The sequence below is a fragment of the Chitinophaga sp. 22308 genome (assembly GCF_052045305.1).
GTDB classification, from domain to species: domain Bacteria; phylum Bacteroidota; class Bacteroidia; order Chitinophagales; family Chitinophagaceae; genus Chitinophaga; species Chitinophaga varians_A.
In genome coordinates this window covers 155,242-178,746 of sequence record NZ_JBQEOP010000009.1, presented here as the reverse complement: position 1 = coordinate 178,746, position 23,505 = coordinate 155,242, and the positions used below count along the sequence as shown (strand labels likewise).

Sequence of the window (23,505 nt, the reverse complement as noted above, 5' to 3'; positions counted from 1 at the left end):
ACGACTTTCTGCTTTGACGTGTCCGTATGGGAGTTGTTCTGGCCATTGATAACAGGAGCAAGGCTGGTTTTTGCGTTGCCGGGAGAACAGAAGGATGTTGACTATTTAAGTAAAACAATAGCAGCGCACCGGATCACAACGGTACATTTTGTACCGTCGATGTTAAATGTGTTCCTGGAGAGCATTTCAGCGGGGGATTGCGGAAGCCTGCGCAGGGTTATCTGCAGCGGAGAGGCTTTGCACCCGCAGCAGGTATCGCACTTCAGGAAGAAGTTGTCTTCAGCCGAACTGTATAATTTATACGGCCCCACAGAAGCCGCAATAGACGTAAGTTACTGGCATGCGCCGCAGCATGGTGGAGACATAAAAGTAGTACCTATCGGAAAACCGGTGGCCAATACACAGCTTTATATTTTGGATCCGTCAGGTAATATAGCGCCGTTGGGAGTGCCTGGGGAGCTGCACATTGGTGGTGTGCAGGTGGCCCGTGGTTATCTGAATCGCCCGGAACTGACCGCAGAAAAATTTGTGGCAGACCCGTTTGTCAAAGGGACCGGAGGGCGGCTGTATAAAACAGGAGATATCTGTAAATGGCTGCCTGACGGCAATATCGCCTATATCGGCCGGGCGGACGACCAGGTGAAGGTCCGTGGCTATCGTATAGAATTGGGCGAAATAGAAACAGTACTGGAGAAAAGCGGCCTCGTGAAGGAAGCCGTTGTGGTAGTAAAGGGAGATAAAGACACACACCGGCAACTGGTGGGGTATGTTGTGCCCACAGGCACTTTCAACAGGGAAGCGATCGTTGCTTATCTGAGGGACAAGCTGCCGGAATACATGGTGCCTGCCATGCTGGTGGCACTGGAGAAAATACCGCTTACCGCCAATGGTAAGGCCGACAAAAAGGCGTTGCCGGCACCCGGCGCGGATGAGTTGCTGGTAAATGAATATGTAGCTCCCCGTAGCGAAGCAGAGCAGGTGTTGGCAGGTATCTGGCAGCAGCTGCTGGGCGTGGAACGGGTAGGGATACACGATAATTTCTTTGAGCTGGGAGGCGACTCCATCATTACCATACAGGTAATAAGCCGGGCTAAACGCGCCGGATATGAGATGCGGCCCAAAGACCTGTTCACGCACCAGACAGTAGGGCGCCTCGCCGCTATGCTGGCGGTACAACAGGGTGGCAGTACCACCGGTGAACAAGGGCTGCTGACAGGAGACAGCGGGTTGCTGCCTTTTCAGCAACGGTATTTTGAACAGGCGGGCAAAACAATATCCCATTTTAACCAGGGGGTAATACTGGAGATAGATAAAACCGTAGATGCGGGCACGTTATCTGCTGCTATTACACAATTAGTACGTTATCATGATGCATTGCGCTTTGTATATGTTCACGGCAACGATGGCTGGAAACAGGAATATGGTAATGATGAAAGCGGGCTGGAAATAGTGGACCTGCAATCCATCGCTGTTGAAGAGTTGACTGACAAGCTCGAACTATATGGAAACGCCTGTCACCGGCAGCTGGACATTACAAAAGGACGGCTGATGCACGCCACATTTTTGTTAACGCCTGAAGGGCAGCCCAACCGGCTGTTGCTGGCCATTCATCACCTGGCCATAGACGGCGTTTCGTGGCGTATCCTGCTCAGTGACCTGGAATTGTTATTGGAGCATGACCGGCATAAACCAGCGGATGAAGTACTGGGGCCTAAAGGTACATCGTACCGGCAATGGTACCAGGCACTGGCCGAATATGCGCAATCCCCCCGATTGCTGGACCAACAGCCTTACTGGGAGCAAATAGTACACGGGTACGTGCCTTTAAGGGTTGATCATGCCTGGAATGGTGAGGTAACCATGGCGGATATACGTAGCTACAAAGTGAAACTGGATGCTGCGCAAACCCGGCGGCTGTTGCAGAACGCACCGCGTGCGTACCATACTGAAATCAACGATATCCTGTTATGCGCGTTGGCCCTTACTTTGTCGGCATGGAATGGTAACACCTATGTGAATATCGGTCTGGAAGGCCATGGCAGGGAAGATGTACAGCCCGGAACAGACCTTGGTCGTACCGTAGGCTGGTTCACCAGTTTATACCCGGTGCGGCTGAAAGCAGAAGCCGGTCAGCCGGAAGGAGCGGCATTAAAATCTGTAAAAGAACAATTACGGCGGGTACCGGATAAAGGCATCGGGTATGGCGTATTGAAATATATCAGTAAAGCAGCTGCCTTACAGGGTCAAGATGCCTGGGATATTGTATTCAACTACCTGGGGCAACTGGACCATGTCGTGGACAACGGAACATATGTCCGCGGTGCTGCGGAACTGCCCGGTACAGCCATAGCAACGGATTTCCCGGCGGCGGAAAAACTGTCTGTCAGCGGTATTGTACAGCACGGTGAATTGATATTTGAATGGGGATATAGCAGCAAACATTATGATGAGCCAGGTATAACCGCCCTGGCAGAACAGTACCTGGCGCAGCTGGAATCGCTGATTACGCACTGTGTGGCACAGGATGTTCCTTCATTTACGCCGTCAGATTATGACCTGGGGGGAATCATCAGCAATGAGGAACTGGACAGCTTTTGGGACGCTCCGTATAAAGATGCTGCGAGACGTACACAGGTAGCTGGTTTATACCGGCTCAGCAGCCTGCAGGAAGGGATATTGTTCCATGGGCTGTATGATAATCAGAGTACGGCTTATATGGAACAGATCAGCTGCGACCTTACGGATTTGAGAGAGGACATATTCCGGCAAAGCTGGGACCACCTGTTACAACAACACAGCATACTGCGCAGCTGCTTTTACTATGATGAATTTGCGGTGCCGGTACAATGTGTGTATCATGAGGTGACGTTGCCGGTAACACTGCTGGACTACCGGGGCATGACTGAAGCTGAGCAGCAACTGGCCGTGAAGGAATATGAAGCGGCAGACCTGGGCCGCGGCATCGATTTCAGTACTGCCCCCCTGATGCGTATCGCCCTGATACGCCTGAAAGACAATCACTACAGGATGCTGTGGACATTCCATCATATTTTGTTTGATGGATGGTCTTTGGCTGTTTTAATGGAAACGCTGTTGAATACCTATGAGTTGCTCGCAGCGGAAAAAGCAGTGCCGGCGCCAACAGTGGACCATTACTGGGATTACGTCCGATACCTGGGGCAATCTGACAAGGAGCGGGCGACTGCCTATTGGAAAAATTATTTGCAGGATGTGGAGGAAGGCAGCCTGTTGCCTTTTATCGGCCTTGCTGCTGAAAGAACAAAAGGAACGGGAATACAGCAATCAACATCACTGCTGCTGGATACTGTTGCCACGGGCAACATAACCCGTTATGTGCAGCAACACCGTATTACCATAAATACCCTGATGCAGGGCGTGTGGGCGTACCTGTTATACCGTTATACCGGCAGAAAGGACGTGGTGTACGGGGTGACAGTGTCCGGCCGGCCGGAAGATTTGCCGGGAGTGGAACAAAGAGTGGGCCTGTACATCAATACGCTGCCGTTATATGCACGGATAGATGAACACAGTCATATTGCAGCATGGTTACAGGAAGTGCAGACAGGGCAGTTGCAAAGCCGCGAATATCAGTATCTCGGACTGGATGTTATCCAGCGGAATGCGGGCATTTCGGGCGACCTGTTTGATAGTCTGCTGGTATTTGAGAACTTCCCGGTGAGCAAAGTCATTACCTCACATACATGGCAATTGCAGATAGATAATATCGTGGTGCGGGAGCAGACCAACTATCCATTGGATATTGTTATAGGAGCAGCGGAGGAAATAAATATTCAGTTTAATTATAATTCAACAATATTACCTGCCGCTTATGTCAACGCGATAGCAAAACATTTTGAGCAGGTGCTGTTGCAGGTAGCGGATAGTAGCAGTGCTACATGGCAGGATATTGAATTGTTGACGGCCGGTGAAAAGAAACAGTTGCTGGAAACCTTTAATGACACGGCTGTTGCTTATCCTGCGGATAAAACAGTGACAACCCTGTTCAGGGAACAGGTGCAATTATCTCCGGATAAAGTGGCCATTACTTTTGGCGGCCGGCAGCTTACTTACCGCGAACTGGATGAACGTTCCAACCAGGTAGCAGGGTATTTGGCCGCCAATGGCTGTGCGACCGGCCGTAATATCGCGCTGTTGGCCTACCGTAGCCCCGAGATGCTGATAGGTATATGGGGTATCCTGAAAAGCGGCAATGCCTACGTGCCCCTTCATACTACCTACCCTCCTGCACGGCTGCAACTGATGGCGGCAGATGCGGACATATCTTACATACTGTACACGGACAGTTCATTGTATGCCGCGTCCGGGCTGGAAGCACATCTTACAGGACTGGACATAGCAGCTGCCGAAGATTATCCGGCGCTCCCTGTTGCATTACAAGGCTCTGCAGACGACCGCGTATACGTCATGTATACTTCCGGTACTACCGGCCAGCCTAAAGGCATCGCTGTGAGCCACAGGAATATTGTGAAGCTGGTATATGATCCGGGCGATATTGCCATTATGCCTGAAGACCGGGTATTGCAATGGTCTAATTACGCATTTGACGGTTCCACCTACGATATATATGGCGCCTTACTGTGCGGGGCTACGCTTTGCCTGGTAGATGAAGATACCGCTTCAGATGTATTTGCGCTTTCAGACATCATCACCCGACAGCAGATAACCGTTTGTTTCCTGACCACGGCACTCTTTAATAATTTCGTTGATAGCTGTATTGATGGGTTAAAACCCTTAAGAAAGTTATTGTTCGGTGGAGAGAAGGCATCTGGCTGGCATATAAAGAAAGCATTTTCCTTACTGGGCCCCGGCAGGTTAGTGCATGTGTATGGTCCTACGGAAACAACAGTATATGCCACCTCATATCCTGTCAATACAATAACGGAGGGAATGCCGGTGCCCATCGGCCGTCCGCTGGCAAATACCAAAGCGCTGGTGCTGGATGAGCATTTACAGTTGGCGCCGGTAGGGGTAGCAGGAGAGTTGTATATCGGGGGAGACGGTGTTTCACTGGGATATATCAATAATAGCAAAGAAACGAAGAAACGATTCGTGTCATTGAAAGACATGGCAGGTCTTTGGTACCGCACCGGCGATCAGGTGAGATGGCTACCGGACGGTAATATCGAATACCTGAACAGGGCTGACGACCAGGTGAAGGTGCGCGGTTTCCGCATAGAACCCGAAGAGATAGCCTATGTGCTGCGGCAGTACCCACAGATATGGGAAGCAGCAGTACTCGTTAAAGCGGATGATAAAGGACATAAACGGCTGGTGGCCTACGTGGTGCCTGCCGGTGATTTTAACCGGGAAGCGGTGACCACGTTCTTAAAGGAAAGGCTTCCTGAATACATGGTGCCGGCGTTGCTGGTGGAACTGGCGGCCTTACCGTTGACCATCAACGGTAAACTGGATAAACAGGCCCTTCCGGACCCGGATGCAGGCGCATTACACCGGCAGGCCTATGTGGCCCCGGTTAATGATACGGAACAGCAACTGGCGGGCATATGGGAAGAATTATTGAATGTAAAACAGGTTGGCCGGAATGATAACTTCTTTGAATTAGGTGGTGATTCCATCATCTCCATTCAGGTGGTGAGCCGCGCCAAACGCTATGGCTATGCCTTACAGCCCAAAGACCTGTTCACCTTCCAGACGATAGCCGGGCTTTCTTCCCGTCTGCTGTCTCAAAAGGAGAATGTTGTCTCAGGGGAGCAGGGCTTGCTGACAGGCAGCAGTGGCTTATTACCCATCCAGCAATGGTATTTTGAATTATCGGGTACTGCCGAATCGCATTTTAATCACCAGGTTTTGCTGGGAATAGATAAGCAGGTAGATATTGCTGATGTATCCTCAGCTATCAGGCAACTGGTGAGTTATCACGATGCCCTGCGTTTTACGTATACCCGTAGCAGTGATAGCTGGGAGCAAACCTATGGTGCTTATGAAGGTGAGCTGGAAGTTGTCGATCTGCAATCCGTAGGGCAGGACGAGCTGTCTGAAAAGATAGCGGCGTATGGCGACCAGTACCAGCGCAGCCTTGACATTGAACAGGGAATACTGGTTCGTGCGGTATTGTTTTTAACACCTGGCAGTGAAGCGCGTAACCGGTTGTTGATCGTTATTCACCACCTGGCGGTGGACGGGGTGTCCTGGCGTATCCTGCTGGAAGACCTGGAATTGTTGCTGAAACGGGATGTGTCTGCGGTACAGGCCCGTAAAGGCAGCTCTTACCGCGAATGGCACCAGGCATTGACAGCTTATGGCCGGCGCCGCCGGCTGTTGGACCAGCAACCTTATTGGGAAGGTGTAGTGCAAAATGTTACTCCTTTGCGTGTTGATCATGCTTATAAAGGAGCGGTAACGGCCTCGGATATAGGTAATTACACCATCCGGTTGGATGCCGGCCAGACACAACGTTTGTTACAGGAAGTGTCCCATGCGTACCATACAGAAATCAATGATGTTTTATTAACAGCACTGGGACTGACGTTGTCAGCATGGAATAATACCGGTCGTATCGTTATCGGCCTGGAAGGACATGGCCGGGAAGATATTGTTCCCGGTGTGGATATCAGTCGTACCGTAGGATGGTTTACCAGCCTGTATCCTGTTTTACTGGAGCTGGAAGGTGACCAGCAGGACGGCGCGCTATTAAAAGCAATAAAGGAACAGCTGCGCCGGGTGCCGGACAAGGGACTTGGCTATGGTGTATTGAAATATATCAATAAGGCGGCGGCCTTGCAGGGAGAAGACCCCTGGGATGTTACGTTCAACTACCTTGGTCAGTCGGATAATGTTGTTAACCGGGAAGGTTATATCAATATCACCACAGAACCATCCGGAGATCCGGTGGCAGCAGACTTCGCAGTAAAGGAAAAATTAGCGGTCAGCGGTATGGTGCAGGGCGGAGAACTGGTGTTTCAGTGGAAATACAGCAGCAAACATTACGATGCAGCAAGTGTGGAACATCTGGCAGAAACATTTATCCAGCGTCTTACCTCGCTGATAGCCCATTGCGCATCGCAGGAAACGACGGTCTTTACACCTTCAGATTATGGCCTGGGCAGGGAAATCAGCAACGAGGAGCTGGATGCCTTCCTGGACGCTTCTTACCGGGGAGCGCCAAGACGCGGTCAGGTAGCGGGCATGTACAGGTTAAGCGGTTTGCAGGAAGGTATGTTGTTCCATGGCCTGTATGATGAGCAGGTAGGAACCTATATAGAACAGTTTGTGTGTGAGCTGTTGCATCTGAAGGAAGATAGCTTTAGAGAGAGCTGGAATTATTTGCTACAGCGTTATAGCATTTTGCGCACAGGTTTTTATTATGACGACTTTGATATTCCGGTACAGTGCGTATACAAAGACGCCGAGTTGCCTGTAATGGTGCTGGATTACCGTGGAATGGATGAAGCGGCCCAGGCAGCAGCATTCCTGGAGTATAAAACAGCTGATCTGCGGCAGGGGTTTGACTTTAAGGAAGCGCCGCTGATGCGCATTACGCTGGTGCGTTTGGAGGAAAATAAATACCGGATGCTGTGGACATCACACCATATTTTATTTGACGGATGGTCTTTACAGGTACTCGTAGGGGAATTGCTCAACACCTATGAAGCACTGGTAACCGGAAAACAAGTGGCAGCAGGCGCTGAAGATCGATATGAAGATTATATTCGTTACCTGGACCGGCAGGACAAAGAGAATATATCCCTGTATTGGAAAAATTACCTGGCAGGTATAGAAGAAGGTACGCTCCTGCCGTTTATCAATGCCACTGCATCAAGAACAAAAGGGGTAGGGGTATACAAAGGAAAGAACATACTACTCGATAGCTTTGTTACCGCCCAACTGGCAGATTACGTGCAGCGTCACCATGTTACCGCCAGCACACTGGTACAAGGCGTATGGGCGTACCTGTTATACCGTTATACCGGTCATCAGGATGTTGCCTATGGTGTTACCGTCTCCGGCCGGCCTGAGGACCTGCCGGGCGTAGAGCAACGGGTAGGGTTGTATATCAATACACTGCCATTACATGCAAAAGTAACGGGAAACAAAACGGTGGTGCAATGGTTGCAGGACCTGCAAACAGATCAGATACAGAGCCGGGAATATCAATATACCGGGCTGAATGAAATCCAGCAGTGGGCTGGCGTGCCAGGTGATTTATTCGACAGCTCTATTACTTTCCAGAATTATCCGCTTAACGAAGTGATAGATTCCAGGGAATGGAAATTGGAAATCACCGATGTGGAGACGCATCCGCATACCAACTACCCGCTGACCATCATTGTCCATATTACAACAGTCACCAATCTGTTGTTTAGTTATAATAGTGAGTTGCTGGACGAATTATATATAGAAAAAATAGCGGGCCATTTTAAGACGGTCCTGCACCAGATTATTGACCGGGATACCCTGACCCTGGCAGATCTTGAGCTATTGACACCGGCTGAACAGGCAGGGTTGCTGTCCGGTGGAAATAAAATGGCGGTGGAATACCCGCGTCATAACACAATTGTAGACCTGTTTGAGACACAGGTGTCTTCGAAATCAGCATCGGTCGCTGTCGTTTACGAAGAAAATACATTGACCTACGGGATGCTTGAAGAACGGGCCAACCAGCTGGCGGCTTATTTACGCAGCAAAAGCGTACGCAGAGGGTCATTGGTGGCCTTGTGCATGGAGCGCTCCACAGGTATGATAGTGGCGATAATGGGAATATTAAAAGCCGGCGGGGCCTATGTGCCGGTAGATCCGGATTTCCCGCAGGAACGGACCAATTATATACTCGAAGATACCGGCGCACATATCATAATAACAGACAACAGCTGTGCCGGCAGGTTCCGTCATATAACGGCAACGCCTGTACTGGAACTGGATGAAGCATGCACCGCCCTTGCAACGTATCCGGCTATTGCCCCGGAAGAGAAACCTGCGGGCAGTGACCTCGTGTACGTGATCTATACGTCAGGCAGTACCGGGAAGCCGAAAGGGGTAATGGTGACCCATCAGAACCTGATGGATTATGTGTTTGGCATAAAAGCCGCTTTACCGGTTGATGATTGCGGCTCGTTTGGATTGCTTTCCAGCATTGCTACAGACCTGGGCAATACCGTTTTGTTCGGTGCCTTGTCTACAGGAGGGACGCTGCACGTGTTCTCGAAAGCTGCGATTAATGATACAGACATACTTTTCGGATATCTGGACAAACATCCGGTGGACTGTATCAAAATAGTGCCTTCACACTGGAAGGGATTGTCTGCCCCGGACCGGTTATTACTTCCCCGGAAACTGCTGGTCTTTGGTGGAGAGGCGCTGGAAGCGGCCGTAACGGACAGTATCTTTAACGCTGGTGCTACCTGTGAGGTAGCGAACCATTACGGTCCTACGGAAACGACTATAGGAAAACTGCTGCACCGCGTAAACCGTGAGGCCGCCTATCATACCGGTATCCCTATAGGGAAACCGTTTTCCAATACCGTTGTTTACGTGGTAAGCCCTGATAACCGGCTTTGCCCGGTAGGTGTGCCCGGTGAACTGTATATCGGGGGAGAAGGTGTGGCGGCAGGCTACTTAAACAATGCAGAACTGACTGCAGGACGGTTTATTGATAATCCATTTGCGGAGGGCGCCGGCACAAAACTATATCGCACCGGCGACCTGGTGAAGTATCTGCCCGATGGTAATATTGTCTTCCTGGTAAGGGTAGATGACCAGGTGAAAATCAGAGGTTACAGGATAGAACCCGGAGAGATAGACCGTGTGCTGAATGGATGTGACCTGGTGCGGCAGGGCGTTGTGGTGGTCAGAACGGAAAGTAACGGGCATAAGCGGTTGATCGGATATGTGATACCGGAAGGTGATTTTGACCGGGCAGGCATACAGGCCTATCTGGAAGCACAACTGCCGGAATATATGGTCCCCGCCGTACTGGTGGCGCTGACACAGTTCCCGCTGCTGGCAAACGGTAAAATTGATAAAAAGTCATTGCCGGAACCGGGCCGGGAAAACCAGGAACAACACGCCCTGGTGGCACCCCGTAATACCCTGGAAGAAGTACTGGTAAGCATCTGGGAAGAAGTACTGGACGTGCCGGCGGTAAGTATACATGATAACTTTTTTGAACTGGGAGGAGACTCCATTATCACCATACAGATCGTCAGCCGGGTGAGACGCAAGGGGTATGAGTTACAGGTAGGCGACCTTTTCGATTACCAGACAATTGCCACCCTGTCAGCTGTCATGTCTTTGCGGGCGGGAGCTTCGTCTGCCTCACAGGACCAGGGCATGCTCACAGGCAACAGCGGATTGCTGCCGGTACAGCAATGGTATTTTGAAAAGGCAGACACGACTGCTTCACATTTTAACCAGAGCTTCTTACTGGAAATAGATAAGGGTGTCAGCAGCTCGGTATTGTCTGCGGCCATTACGCAACTGATGCATTACCACGATAGCCTGCGTTTCGTATACAGTAACGGAGCGGCAGGCCCTGAACAGACATATGGTGTTTATGAAGGCGCATTGGCCATCGTGGACCTGCAGGCGGCAACACCGGATGAATTGCCGGAATCGCTGACCGCCTATAGCGATGTTTATCAGCGCAGCCTTAATATAGCAGAGGGCGTCCTGTTCCGGGCGGTGTTGTTCCAGACACCTGCGGCAACCGCACATAACAGGCTGTTGCTGGTAATCCACCACCTGGCAGTAGATGGTGTTTCCTGGCGCATTTTGCTGGCCGACCTTGAACAATTGCTGGATGATCTGCAGCAAGGCAGGCCGGTATCGCTGGGAAGGAAAGGGACATCCTACCGGGAATGGTACCAGGCATTGGAAGCTTATGGTATCAGCAGCCGGCTGCAAAGCCAGCAAAATCACTGGGAACGGATGGTACAGCAATATCAGCCTCTCCCGGTTGATAAAACATATGAGGGACTACTGCATATAAAGGATACGACTACCTGTGAAACCAGGCTATCTGCCGTGCATACACGAAAATTGTTGCAGGAAGTACCCGCTGTATATCATACGGAAATCAACGATGTTTTGCTGTGTGCACTGGCGCAAACCCTGACGTCGTGGACAAATAACAACCAGGTATTGATAGGGCTGGAAGGCCATGGCCGTGAATATATTGCGGAAGGTATTGATATCAGCAGCACAGTTGGCTGGTTTACCATCCATTACCCGGTATTGCTGGATATCAACAGTCAGGATACCGGCATGCAGCTGCGTGAAATAAAAGAACAACTGCGGCAGGTGCCCGACAAGGGAATCGGTTACGGGGTCTCTAAATATATTAATAAAACGCCTGCACTACAGGGTAACGACCCATGGGACATTACGTTTAACTACCTCGGGCAACTCGACACTATCGGCCAGAAGGGCAAATGGATCAACCTTACGGACGAAGATACGGGCGCTAATGCCGGCGATGATTATGTAGTACGGCGGAAAATAGCGGTGAATGGAATGGTAGCAGGCGGAGAACTGGTGATGTCCTGGAGCTACAGCACGCTGCATTATGATAACGATACCATCGAAATGCTCGCCGCACAATACCAACGGGACCTCGAATCACTGATTACATACATCGTAGAGCAAGCGGCTGCAGGTCCGGTATATACGCCGTCTGACTATGGCCTCGCCGGGCTGGTAAGTAATGCGGAACTGGATGCGTTTCTCAATAGATGGACATCAAACGGAAAAGAACACCAACCGGATGCGATATACCGGTTGAGCGGATTACAGGAAGGCATGCTGTTCCACAGTTTGTATGAAGATGAAGTGAACACCTATACGGAACAGCTGGTGATAGAAGTCAAAGAAGTCAATACCGATGCATTGATTCAGAGCTGGCAGTACTTGTTGCAGGAACACAGCATATTCAGAAGCGGATTTTATTATGATGTGTTCCGTGTGCCGGTGCAATGTGTGCATCATATGGTGGAGATACCGGTACGGCAATTGGATTGTCGTCATCTGAGTGCCTCAGCGCAGGAAGAGGAATGCCGTGCATTTGAAATAGCAGAGCGCGACCGCGGCTTTGATTTTAATACCCCGCCGCTGATGCGCATAGGGCTGGTGCGCCTGTCTGATGAGCGTTACCGCCTGGTGTGGACCTATCATCACCTGCTGGTGGATGGTTGGTCATTGCCTGTAATATTGGAGAGATTAATTAATAATTATGAACAACTGTTGACGGGTAAGGCGCCGTTGACTGTGGCAGAAGACCGTTACGAAGATTATATCCGTTACCTGGAGCGTGCTGATAAACCTGCGGCAGCTACCTATTGGAAGCAGTATCTGTCTGATATTACCACCGGTACTTTATTGCCGTTTATTGACAGCGGGGCGGAAAGAACAAGCGGGGCCGGCGTTTTCAAAAGCCGCATACTGACGCTGGACCATAATAAGACAAAGAGCATCCTATCTTATGTACAGCAACAGCATATTACCATTAATACCCTGATGCAGGGCGTGTGGAGTTACCAGTTGCACCGCTATACCGGTAATGCATATATTGCCTTTGGCGTAACGGTCGCCGGCCGGCCGGATGATCTGCCGGGCGTGGAACGCAGGGTAGGGATGTATATTAATACGCTGCCGTTGCGTACAGGCGTGAAAAGAGAACAGCGTGTGACCGAATGGCTGCAGCAACTACAGCTGGAACAGGTGCAAAGCCGCAAATATCAGCATGTGCCGTTGAAAGAGAGCGTGCGGGGCGCCGCTGTTGAGGGCGAACTGTTTGATACGTTACTGGTATTTGAAAATTACCCGGTAAACAAAACGTTACTGTCCCATTCCTGGATAGTGGATATTGTGCAGGGCGAGGGGCAGAGCCATACCAACTACCCGTTGACTATCATTATTGTTTCGGGAGAAGAAACAAACATCGAGTTCCAGTATAATGCTGATCTGTTGACCGAAGACTATATTCTCCAGATACAGGACCAGTTTGTACAGGTGCTGGACCAGATCATTGACCACCCTTCGGGCAGGCTGGAAGATATTACACTACTGACCGGCGAACAGCAACAACAACTGCTGGAAACCTTTAATGGTACGACTGTTACTTATCCTGCGGATAAAACAGTGACAGCCCTGTTCAGGGAACAAGTGCAATTATCTCCTGATAAGGTGGCCATCACTTTTGGCGACCGGCAGCTTACTTACCGCGAACTGGACGAACGTTCCAACCAGGTAGCAGGGTATTTGGCCGCCAATGGCTGTGCGACCGGCCGTAATATCGCGCTGTTGGCCTACCGTAGCCCTGAAATGCTGATAGGCATGTGGGGTATCCTGAAAAGTGGCAATGCCTATGTACCGCTTCATATAACGTATCCTCCGGCACGGCTGCAACTGATGGTGGCAGATGCGGACATATCTTACGTACTGTACACGGACAGTTCGTTGTATGCCGCATCGGGCCTGGAGGCACATCTTACAGGGCTGAACATAGCAGCCGCCGAAGGTTATCCGGCGCTCCCTGTTGAGACACAGGCCACGGCAGACGACCGTGTATATGTTATGTATACTTCCGGTACTACCGGCAAACCTAAAGGCACAGCCGTCTGCCACAGGAATATTGTGAAGCTGGTATATGACCCGGGCGATATTGCCATTGTGCCTGAAGACCGGGTATTGCAATGGTCTAATTACGCATTTGACGGTTCTACCTACGATATATATGGCGCTTTGCTGCGCGGTGCTACGCTTTGCCTGATAGACGAAGATGCCGCTTCAGATGTATTTGCGCTTTCGGATATTATCGCCCGGCAGCAGATAACGTTCAGTTTCCTGACAAGCGCACTTTTTAACAATTTCGTAGATAGCTGTATCGATGGATTAAAACCGTTCAGGAAGCTGATGGTTGGCGGAGAAAAACTGTCGCCGTGGCATATCGGGAAAGCTTTCGCTTTGCTCGGCCCGAACAGGTTAATTAACGGGTATGGCCCTACGGAAACAACGGTATATGCCGTTTGTCATCCTATCAACAGGGTAACGAAAGGAATGCCGGTGCCCATCGGCCGTCCGCTGGCAAATACCAAAGCGCTGGTGCTGGATGAGCATTTACAGCTGGCGCCGGTAGGGGTAGCGGGAGAGCTATATATCGGCGGCGACGGTGTTTCACTGGGGTATATCAATAACAGCGAAGAGACTGGGAAACGGTTCGTATCATTGAAAGATATTGCCGGCCGTTGGTACCGCACCGGTGACCAGGTGAGATGGCTACCGGACGGTAATATCGAATACCTTGACCGGGCTGACGACCAGGTGAAGGTGCGCGGTTTCCGCATAGAACCCGAAGAAATAGCCTATGTTCTGCGGCAGTACCCACAGATACAGGAAGCGGTAGTTCTTGTTAAAACAGACGATAAAGGACATAAACGGCTGGTGGCCTACGTGGTGCCTGCCGGCGATTTTAACCGGGAAGCGGTGACCGCCTTCTTAAAGGAAAGGCTTCCTGAATATATGGTGCCGGCGTTGCTGGTCGAACTGGCAGCCTTACCGTTGACCATCAACGGTAAACTGGATAAACAGGCACTTCCGGACCCGGATGCAGGCGCATTACACCGGCAGGCCTATGTGGCCCCGGTTAATGATACGGAACAACAACTGGCGGGCATATGGGAAGAATTGCTGAATGTAAAACAGGTAGGCCGGAATGATAACTTCTTTGAATTAGGCGGTGATTCCATCATCTCCATTCAGGTGGTGAGCCGTGCCAAACGCTATGGATACGCCTTACAGCCCAAAGACCTGTTCACCTTCCAGACGATAGCCGGGCTTTCTTCCCGTCTGTTGTCTCAAAAGGAGAATGTTGTCTCAGGGGAGCAAGGCTTGCTGACAGGCAGCAGTGGCTTATTACCCATCCAACAATGGTATTTTGAATTATCGGATACTGCTGAATCTCATTTTAATCACCACGTTTTATTGGGAATAGATAAACAGGTAGATATCGCAGGTTTATCCTCTGCCATCAGGCAACTGGTGAGCTATCACGATGTCCTGCGTTTTACGTATACCCGTAGTGGTGAAAGCTGGGAGCAAACTTATGGTGCTTATGAAGGTGAGCTGGAAGTCGTCGATCTGCAATCCGTAGGGCAGGACGAGCTGTCTGGAAAGATAGCGGCGTATGGCGACCAGTACCAGCGCAGCCTTGACATTGAACAGGGAATACTGGTTCGTACGGTATTGTTTTTAACACCTGGCAGTGAGGCGCGCAACCGGTTGTTGATCATTATTCACCACCTGGCGGTGGACGGGGTGTCCTGGCGCATCCTGTTGGAAGACCTGGAACTGTTGCTGAAAGGGGATGTGTCTGCGATACAGGCCCGTAAAGGCAGCTCTTACCGCGAATGGTACCAGGCATTGACAGCTTATGGCCGGCGCCGTCGGCTGTTGGACCAACAGCCCTATTGGGAAGATATGGTGCGGCATCATGCTCCTTTGCGTGTTGATCATGCTTATGCCGGAAGGGTAACGTTGACGGACATAGGTAATGTTGAAGTCCGCCTGGACACCGCCCAGACACAACGTTTATTGCAGCAGGTGTCTCATGCGTACCGCACGGAAATCAATGATGTTTTATTAACAGCCCTGGGTCTTACGCTGTCTGCATGGAATGGGACCGGCAGTGTTATTGTCGGAATGGAAGGACATGGCCGGGAAGATATTGCTTCCGGCATAGATGTCAGCCGTACCGTTGGATGGTTTACCAGCCTGTATCCTGTTTTGCTGGAAACGGAAGATGGCAAGCAGGCCGGCGATTTACTCAAAGCGGTGAAAGAGCAGTTACGTCAGGTGCCGGACAAAGGCATCGGTTACGGTGTATTGAAATACCTCAATAAGACAACTGCTTTGCAGGGAGAAGATCCCTGGGATGTTACGTTCAACTATCTGGGGCAGTCGGATAACCTCGTTAACCGCGACGGCTATATCAATTTTACCACGGAACCATCCGGAGACCCTGTGGCGGCAGACTTTGCAGTGAGAGAAAAATTGTCTGTCAGTGGTATGGTGCAGGGCGGAGAGCTGGTGTTCCAGTGGAGGTACAGCAGTAAACATTACGAAGCGGCCAGTGTAGGACAACTGGCAGAGACGTTTATTGGACATCTTACCTCGCTGATTACCCATTGCGCATCACAGAAAACGACGGTGTTTACACCTTCGGATTACGGCCTGGGCAGGGAAATCAGCAACGAAGAGCTGGACGCTTTCATGGACGCTTCTTACCGCGGAGCGCCAAGACGCGGCCAGGTAGCTGGCATGTACCGGTTGAGCGGTCTGCAGGAAGGTATGCTGTTCCATAGTTTATATGCTTCCGGGGCAGGTATGTATATGCAGCAGTTCAGCTGTGAGCTGGGACAACTCAATGTGCAGGCGATGGTGGAAAGCTGGCAGCACCTGGTACGCCGGCATAGTATTCTGCGCAGCGCATTTTATGCCAACGATTTTAGTATACCCGTGCAGGTAGTATACCGGGACGTGCAGATGCCCGTGACGATGCTGGACTGCCGTCACATGGATGAAACCGCGCAGGCCATTGCTTGGCAGCAATTTGAAACAGAAGACCACGGTCGTGTATTTGATTTTAAAGAAGCGCCGCTGATGCGTCTGGCCTTTATACGGTTATCGGAAGACAGGTACAGGATGATATGGACCTACCATCACCTGCTGCTGGACGGCTGGTCGATACCTGTATTGCTGGAAGAATTGTTGCAGGCTTATGAATTGTTGCTGACAGGCGGCGTGGTGGCGGCTGATGGCGAAGACAGCTACGAAGAGTATATCCGTTTTATAGAACGCCGTGACAAGGAAGACGAAATTTCATTCTGGCAGCAATACCTGGCAGGAATTACCAAGGCCACCTTATTACCGATCGTTAAGGCTTCAACCGAAAGAACAAAAGGTCTGGGCGATTTCCGGATCAAACCGCTGGTGCTGGATGCGGGTACTACCCGGCATATACTGTCTTACGCCCGGAAGGAGCGCCTTACGGTTAATACCCTGATGCAGGGCGTGTGGGCGTATCTGTTATACCGTTATACCGGTAATGATCATATCGCTTATGGTGTTACGGTGTCTGGCAGGCCGGGAGATTTGGCCGGAGTGGAAAAACGTGTGGGCATGTATATCAATACCCTGCCATTACATGTGAAGGTGGATGAACAGCAGCCTGTGGCCGGTTGGTTGCAACAGCTGCAGGATGAACAGGCGCAGATGCGCACCCACCAGCACACGTCGTTAAACGACAGCCAGCAATGGGCTGGTATATCCGGCGACCTGTTTGATACCTTCCTGGTATTCGAAAACTATCCGGTGGGTCAATTACTGTCCACCCGGGAATGGAACCTGGATATAGGCGACGTCAGTGGAAAGGACCACGCCAACTATCCCCTGGGACTGGCCATCACCATAGAAGAGGAAGTCCGTATTGTGTTTAAGTATAATGCTATTTTACTGCCGGATACTTATATCACACAATTGTGCCGCCATTTCGAACAAATATTAAGGTATATCATCAGTCATTCCGGATGCCGGTTGATTGACATTGCCCTGATGTCTGCTGCGGAAGAGGCGCAACTACTGGAAACATTTAACGCCACCGCCGCTCCGCTGCCGGAAGAAAATACGATCATGGCTGTTTTTGAGAAACAGGTAGGTCTTTATCCGGACAACCTTGCCGTGGCTTTTGATGACCGGGAAATGACCTATCGTGAGCTGGACGTCCGGTCCAATCAGCTTGCACATTATCTTAACGGTAAAGGCATAAAAGAGGAAATGCTGGTGGCTGTATGTATGCAACGTTCACCGGATGTAATCGTGAGCATAATGGGCATCCTGAAAGCGGGAGCGGCATACCTGCCTATTGATCCTACTTACCCGCCGGCGAGAATTAACTATATCCTGGATGACAGTAAAGCGGCGGTATTGATTACTGCCGGGGAAATGGACCCGCAGTTGCAGTTGCCGCAGGGACTTACCGTGATCAACCTGGACGATCACCAGTCGCGGATCAGTGCTATGCCGGAATCGGCGTTTGCTGTTGACATCACATCCCGTAACCTGGCATATGTCATCTATACATCGGGCAGTACAGGTAATCCCAAAGGGGTGATGATTGAGCACAGAGGGGTACTGAACCTTACTGCTGACCAGATAGTACGACTGAAACTGTACCCGGGCATGAAAACGTTGCAGTTTGCCGCACTGGGCTTCGATGCTTCCTGCTATGAAATATTTAATACCTTATTGAGTGCAGGTTGCATTGTCCTGCCGCGGCAGGAAGAGCTGCTGTCTGTACAGGGGATTACAACTTTGATAAGAAAGCGCGACGTATCGGTCATCGTGGTAACGCCTTCTTACCTGCATACAATCAAGGATGAGCTGGACACGGTGACTACCATTGTGTCTGCCGGGGAACCGATGATCAAAGAAGATACAAGGTACCTGCAGGCAAAAGGAATAAGGGTGATTAACTGTTACGGGCCTACGGAAAACACCGTACTGACTACTTTCGCCGATGATCCGCTGAAAGAGGATATGGTTGTCATCGGTAAGCCGGTAAACAATATAGAAGTCTATATCCGTGACGAAAACAACAGGCTTTGCCCGATAGGGGTCGCCGGGGAAATATGCATAGGAGGGACCAGCCTTGCCCGCGGATATCTCTATCGACCGGAGCTGACAGCGGAGAAATTTGTAAAGAACACTTTCAGTACAGATCCCGGAAGCCGCTTGTATCGCACAGGTGACTTAGGGCGCTGGTTGCCTGATGGCAACATCGAGTACCTGGGCAGGATCGACGATCAGGTAAAGATCCGCGGGTTCAGGATTGAACTGGGAGAAATAGAGAAGGTACTGCAACAGCACGAACAGGTGAACAGGGCAGTAGTAGTGGTGTCAGGAAAAGAGAACAATAAGCGTCTGCTGGCATATATTGTTCCGGCAGGGGTATTTGATGCATCCGCTATTACAGACTATGCGAAAGTGCATCTTCCGGAATACATGGTGCCTTCGCAGCTGATTGAAATAGCTGTTCTGCCGCTGACATCCAATGGTAAAGTAGATAAAAAGGCATTGCCTGATCCTGACCAGCCGCTTACCACCGGCGACACGGTGGCGGCGCCCCGTAATGAGGCGGAACAGAAACTGGTTGATATATGGAAGGAAATCCTGGACGTGGAACAGGTAGGCATACACGATGATTTCTTCCATTTGGGTGGTGATTCCATCATGATCATTACCCTGGTGAGCAGGATGCGTAAAGCCTTTGGAAAAGAAGTGAAACTGGCCGATATCTATCAGGCGGCTACTATTGAAAAACTGGTGGCCCTGCTCGGAAACAATGCAGCTGCCGGTCCTGGTGACATTCACCAGGAAGTGGAAGCTGAAATTGCCGCCCTGAAGCAGGAAGTGCTGCAAAACAGGCCGGATGCTGCCCTGATAGAGGACGTATATCCAATGAGCGATATTCAGAGCGGAATGGTATATGCGTCACTGTTATATCCCGACAAAGGGATATATCATGACCAGATAGGTATCCTCATGCCTGATAACCTTGATAAGCGTGCGTTTGAACAGGCCTGGAAGCTGATGGTGGCCAAACACAGTATCCTGAGAACAGCTTTCGATTTCAGCGTCCGGGAAGAAGGCGTACAGATTGTCTATAAAACGGTACCGGTGAAAATTGACTATATAGATCTGTCGCAGCATGATAACAAGGCAGTGAAGGATTACATTAATACCTACCAGGCCATCGAACGTGCCGAGCCTTTTGAAATGGGGAAACCGCTGTGGAGGGTTACGGTGTTTCATCTCCGGGGAGCTACGGGGTTGCTGTTCCAGTGTCATCATGCCATCATTGACGGATGGAGCGAGGCTTCGCTCAAAACGGAACTGAATAACCTTTACCTGCAGCTGGAAAAACAACCGGAAATACCTGCATTGCCGGCGCTGAAATGCACCTACCGGGATTTCATTGTAGATAGTATGGTGGCGAAGCGTAATACGGAGGAATTAACCTACTGGAAAAATGAATTGGACGGTTATAAGCGCCTGGATATATTCTCATCGGAAGAAACCAGTGAAACATTGGTAAAAAGCCATAATACGGTCTTGTTGAATACACTGAAGAGCCGCGCAAAAGAAGATGGCATTTCTCTGAAATCGCTGTTCCTGGGCGCCTTCATTCATGTGTTGGGTATGTTTACCTATGAAAATGAGGTGACATTGGGCGTTGTAGACAATAACAGACCGTTGAGGGAAGATGGTGAGAAACTACTGGGCTGCTTCCTGAATACGCTTCCTTTCCGTTATATGGCTGCAGATGGGGTTACTACCTGGAAAGAATATTTTGAGGAAATTGAAAACAAGCTGACGATCATGAAGCAGCGAAACAGGTCCAGTTTGCTGGACATCACCAAAGCGGCAGGTGAACAGGGCCACCAGGGAAATCCGTTCTTTGATGTGTTGTTCAATTTTGTCAACTTCCACGTACTGGATGATCTGCAGGAGGGATTGTTTGACTTTGAAGATGCAGGCGGCGTGGCGGAAGGCGTGGAAGGTTATGGTAAAACGAATACCTACCTTGATTTTACAGTTAGTGTGACTGGTAATGAATTAATCATCATCTATAACCTCGGAAGAAAACTGAAAGCGGGCAAATCGCTGGAAACATGGCACGGTTACTTTGAAGCGGTTATGGACTGTTACCTGCATCGGTACCATCAGCCGGTAAACAACCTGGACGTGATATCCGTTGCTGAACAGGACCTGCTGCTGCGTGCATTTAACGACACGGCTGTTGCTGATAACAGCGATACGTTGCTGGTGGAACGTTTTGCCCGCCAGGTAGCGCTTACGCCGGCTGCTGTTGCGCTGGTGTTTGAAGCCCAAAGTCTTACTTACCGCGAACTGGACGAACGTTCTAACCAGCTGGCCCGCTATCTGTCCGGTAAAGGAGTGCGGGAAGGCATGCTCGTGCCTTTATGCATCACCCGGTCTGTTGAAATGATCATCGGAATACTGGGAATCCTGAAAGCTGGCGCGGCGTATGTCCCCATCGATCCGGAATACCCTGCGGAGCACATCAGGGCCATATTGGAAGATACGGCGGCGGAAATTGTTGTGACCGGCCATCAGGACATGCCCCTAACGGGCGCCGATGAGAAAATAATGCTGATAGACCTGCATGCCCACAGGCGGAAAATTGCTGCCTGCCCGGTGACAATGCCCGGAACAACATATCACGCAAAACAGCTGGCATATGTAATTTATACGTCCGGTTCTACCGGCCGTCCCAAAGGGGTGCTGATAGAACACGGTGCGGTGATGAATATGCTGAACTGCCGGATGCGCGAGTTCCGGATCACCAGCCATGACCGTATCCTGCAAACGGCCAGCTTTACCTTCGATGCGGCGGTAGAACAAATCTTCCTGGCATTGACAGGTGGCGCCACACTCGTACTGATCTCGAAGGAGACGCTGTTAGACCAGCGTTCGTTTATGGATGTCATTCTAAGCGAAGACATCACCCATCTGGACGTGACACCGGGGCTGCTGAGCAGCATTTCGCCGTGCAGTAACTACGGCCGTTTACGTAATATCGTAGTAGGCGGGGAGGCATGTACAGTTGAACTGGCAGACCAATGGGCAGGCAACACCAGTTTCTATAACGAATACGGGCCTACGGAAACGACGGTGGTGGCTACTGCGTATCTTTATAAACCAGGCGCTCTCAGTACATCCGAGATGCCTATCGGGAAGCCGTTGGACAATACGCAGGTATATGTGCTGGATAAACGGGGCGACCTGCTTCCGGCTGGTGTTCCCGGCGAAATTTATATCGGCGGGGATGGAGTGGCCCGCGGTTACCTCAACAGAGATGTGCTGACAGCCGAAAAATTCGTACAGGATATTTATAGCGGCAGGCCCGGAGCAAGGCTATACCGGACCGGGGACATCGGCAAATGGTTGCCGGACGGTAATCTCCTGTTCCAGGGAAGGTCAGATAACCAGGTGAAGGTCCGTGGTTACCGCATAGAATTGGAAGAAGTGGAAAAAGTGCTGGCTGGTTGTCCGCTGGTGAAACAGGCAGTAGTATTGGCGCCCGAAGATACGGCCGGCAGCCGGTACCTGGTAGCCTATGTTGTGCCGGAAGAGCAATTCAGCAAAACAGCCGTGGTGTCATGGTTGAGCAGTAAACTGCCGGCTTATATGATTCCTGCTGTGTTTGTGGAGGTCGATAAATTTGTGCTCACCACAAATGGTAAGATAGACAGGACCACATTGTCCGCCATTGATGCCAGGGAACTACGTACAAGCGCTTATACGGCCCCGCGCAATGGCATGGAGCAAAAGATGGCAGACATCTGGCAGCAATTACTGGGAATGGCCAGCGTAGGTATCGATGACAATTTCTTTGAGCTGGGCGGACATTCCCTCTTGACGGTCCGCCTGATAACAAGCATAAGACAGGAATGGCAGACAGATGTGTTGCTCCGGGATATTTTTGCATACCCGACTATCGCCTCCCTGTGTGCCTGCCTGGAAAGAAATGGAGCGGTAACGCTGAACGTGACGGGTAATAATGCGGCATATGATAAAAAGCATCTTGTTCTTTTAAACAAGCTTTCACCGGGACTACCTGCCTTTATACTGCCAGGTACGGACGGCTTCAGTGAGGGCTATGATACGCTTGCCCATGCATTGAATGAGGCAGGCGCCATATATGGCCTGCAACTGCCCGGAACAGTGAAAGGGGAGCCTGCACCGGAAGATATGGCTACTATTGCCTCACAATGTATTCAGTGGATGAAGCAGGTGCAACCTTCGGGGCCATACCGCCTCATGGCGCATTCCTTCGGCAGTTATGTTGCCTACGAAATGACCCGGCAACTGGAAGCCGCCGGTGAAGCGGTTGAGTCTATAGTCATACTGGATGCCGACGCACATCCTGAAAAAATAGTGACAGACGGCAACTATGCGGTGCTGATCAAGGAGCTGTTACAGGAAGCGGCCATCGAAATTTTGGAAAGAAACAATACCGTTTCACTGCCTGATCTTCGCCTGATGATTACCCAGGGTACTGCTGCACTGGCGGTAAATGAGATCATCCCGTACATCACCGGTTTGATAAAGGACAAAGTATCTCCGGATAAACTGGAGCAGCTGGAATTTGCCCTTAGTATGCAATATCTCAGGATCAATAATGCCAGGGTGTTGGACCAGTATACGGTTAGCGGTAGTATTCACGCACCCCTGCTGGTGGTAAAAGCCGAAGAAGCAGGATGGGAGGGATATGCGGCAGACAGCCTGGGATGGGAGGACCATACAGATAAGGTAACAACGGTTACTACGCCGGGTAGCCACTTCTCAATGATTAAAGATGACAACGCTGCTATATTGGCCCGGCACATTATGACTAACCTTGAAACACCTGGTAACGATGCGCACTGA

At 50.6% G+C, this 23,505-nt stretch carries 1 protein-coding gene (only partly in view); it reads left to right on the top strand.

The genetic code is table 11. The features are described 5' to 3' along the window. Positions 1-23,505: the 3' portion of a non-ribosomal peptide synthase/polyketide synthase gene (locus ACTJJS_RS30745; protein WP_440667603.1), read on the top strand. Its footprint begins 12,012 nt before the window's first position; only the last 23,505 of its 35,517 coding nucleotides appear in the window; its start codon lies beyond the left edge, outside the window; it ends in the stop codon at positions 23,503-23,505.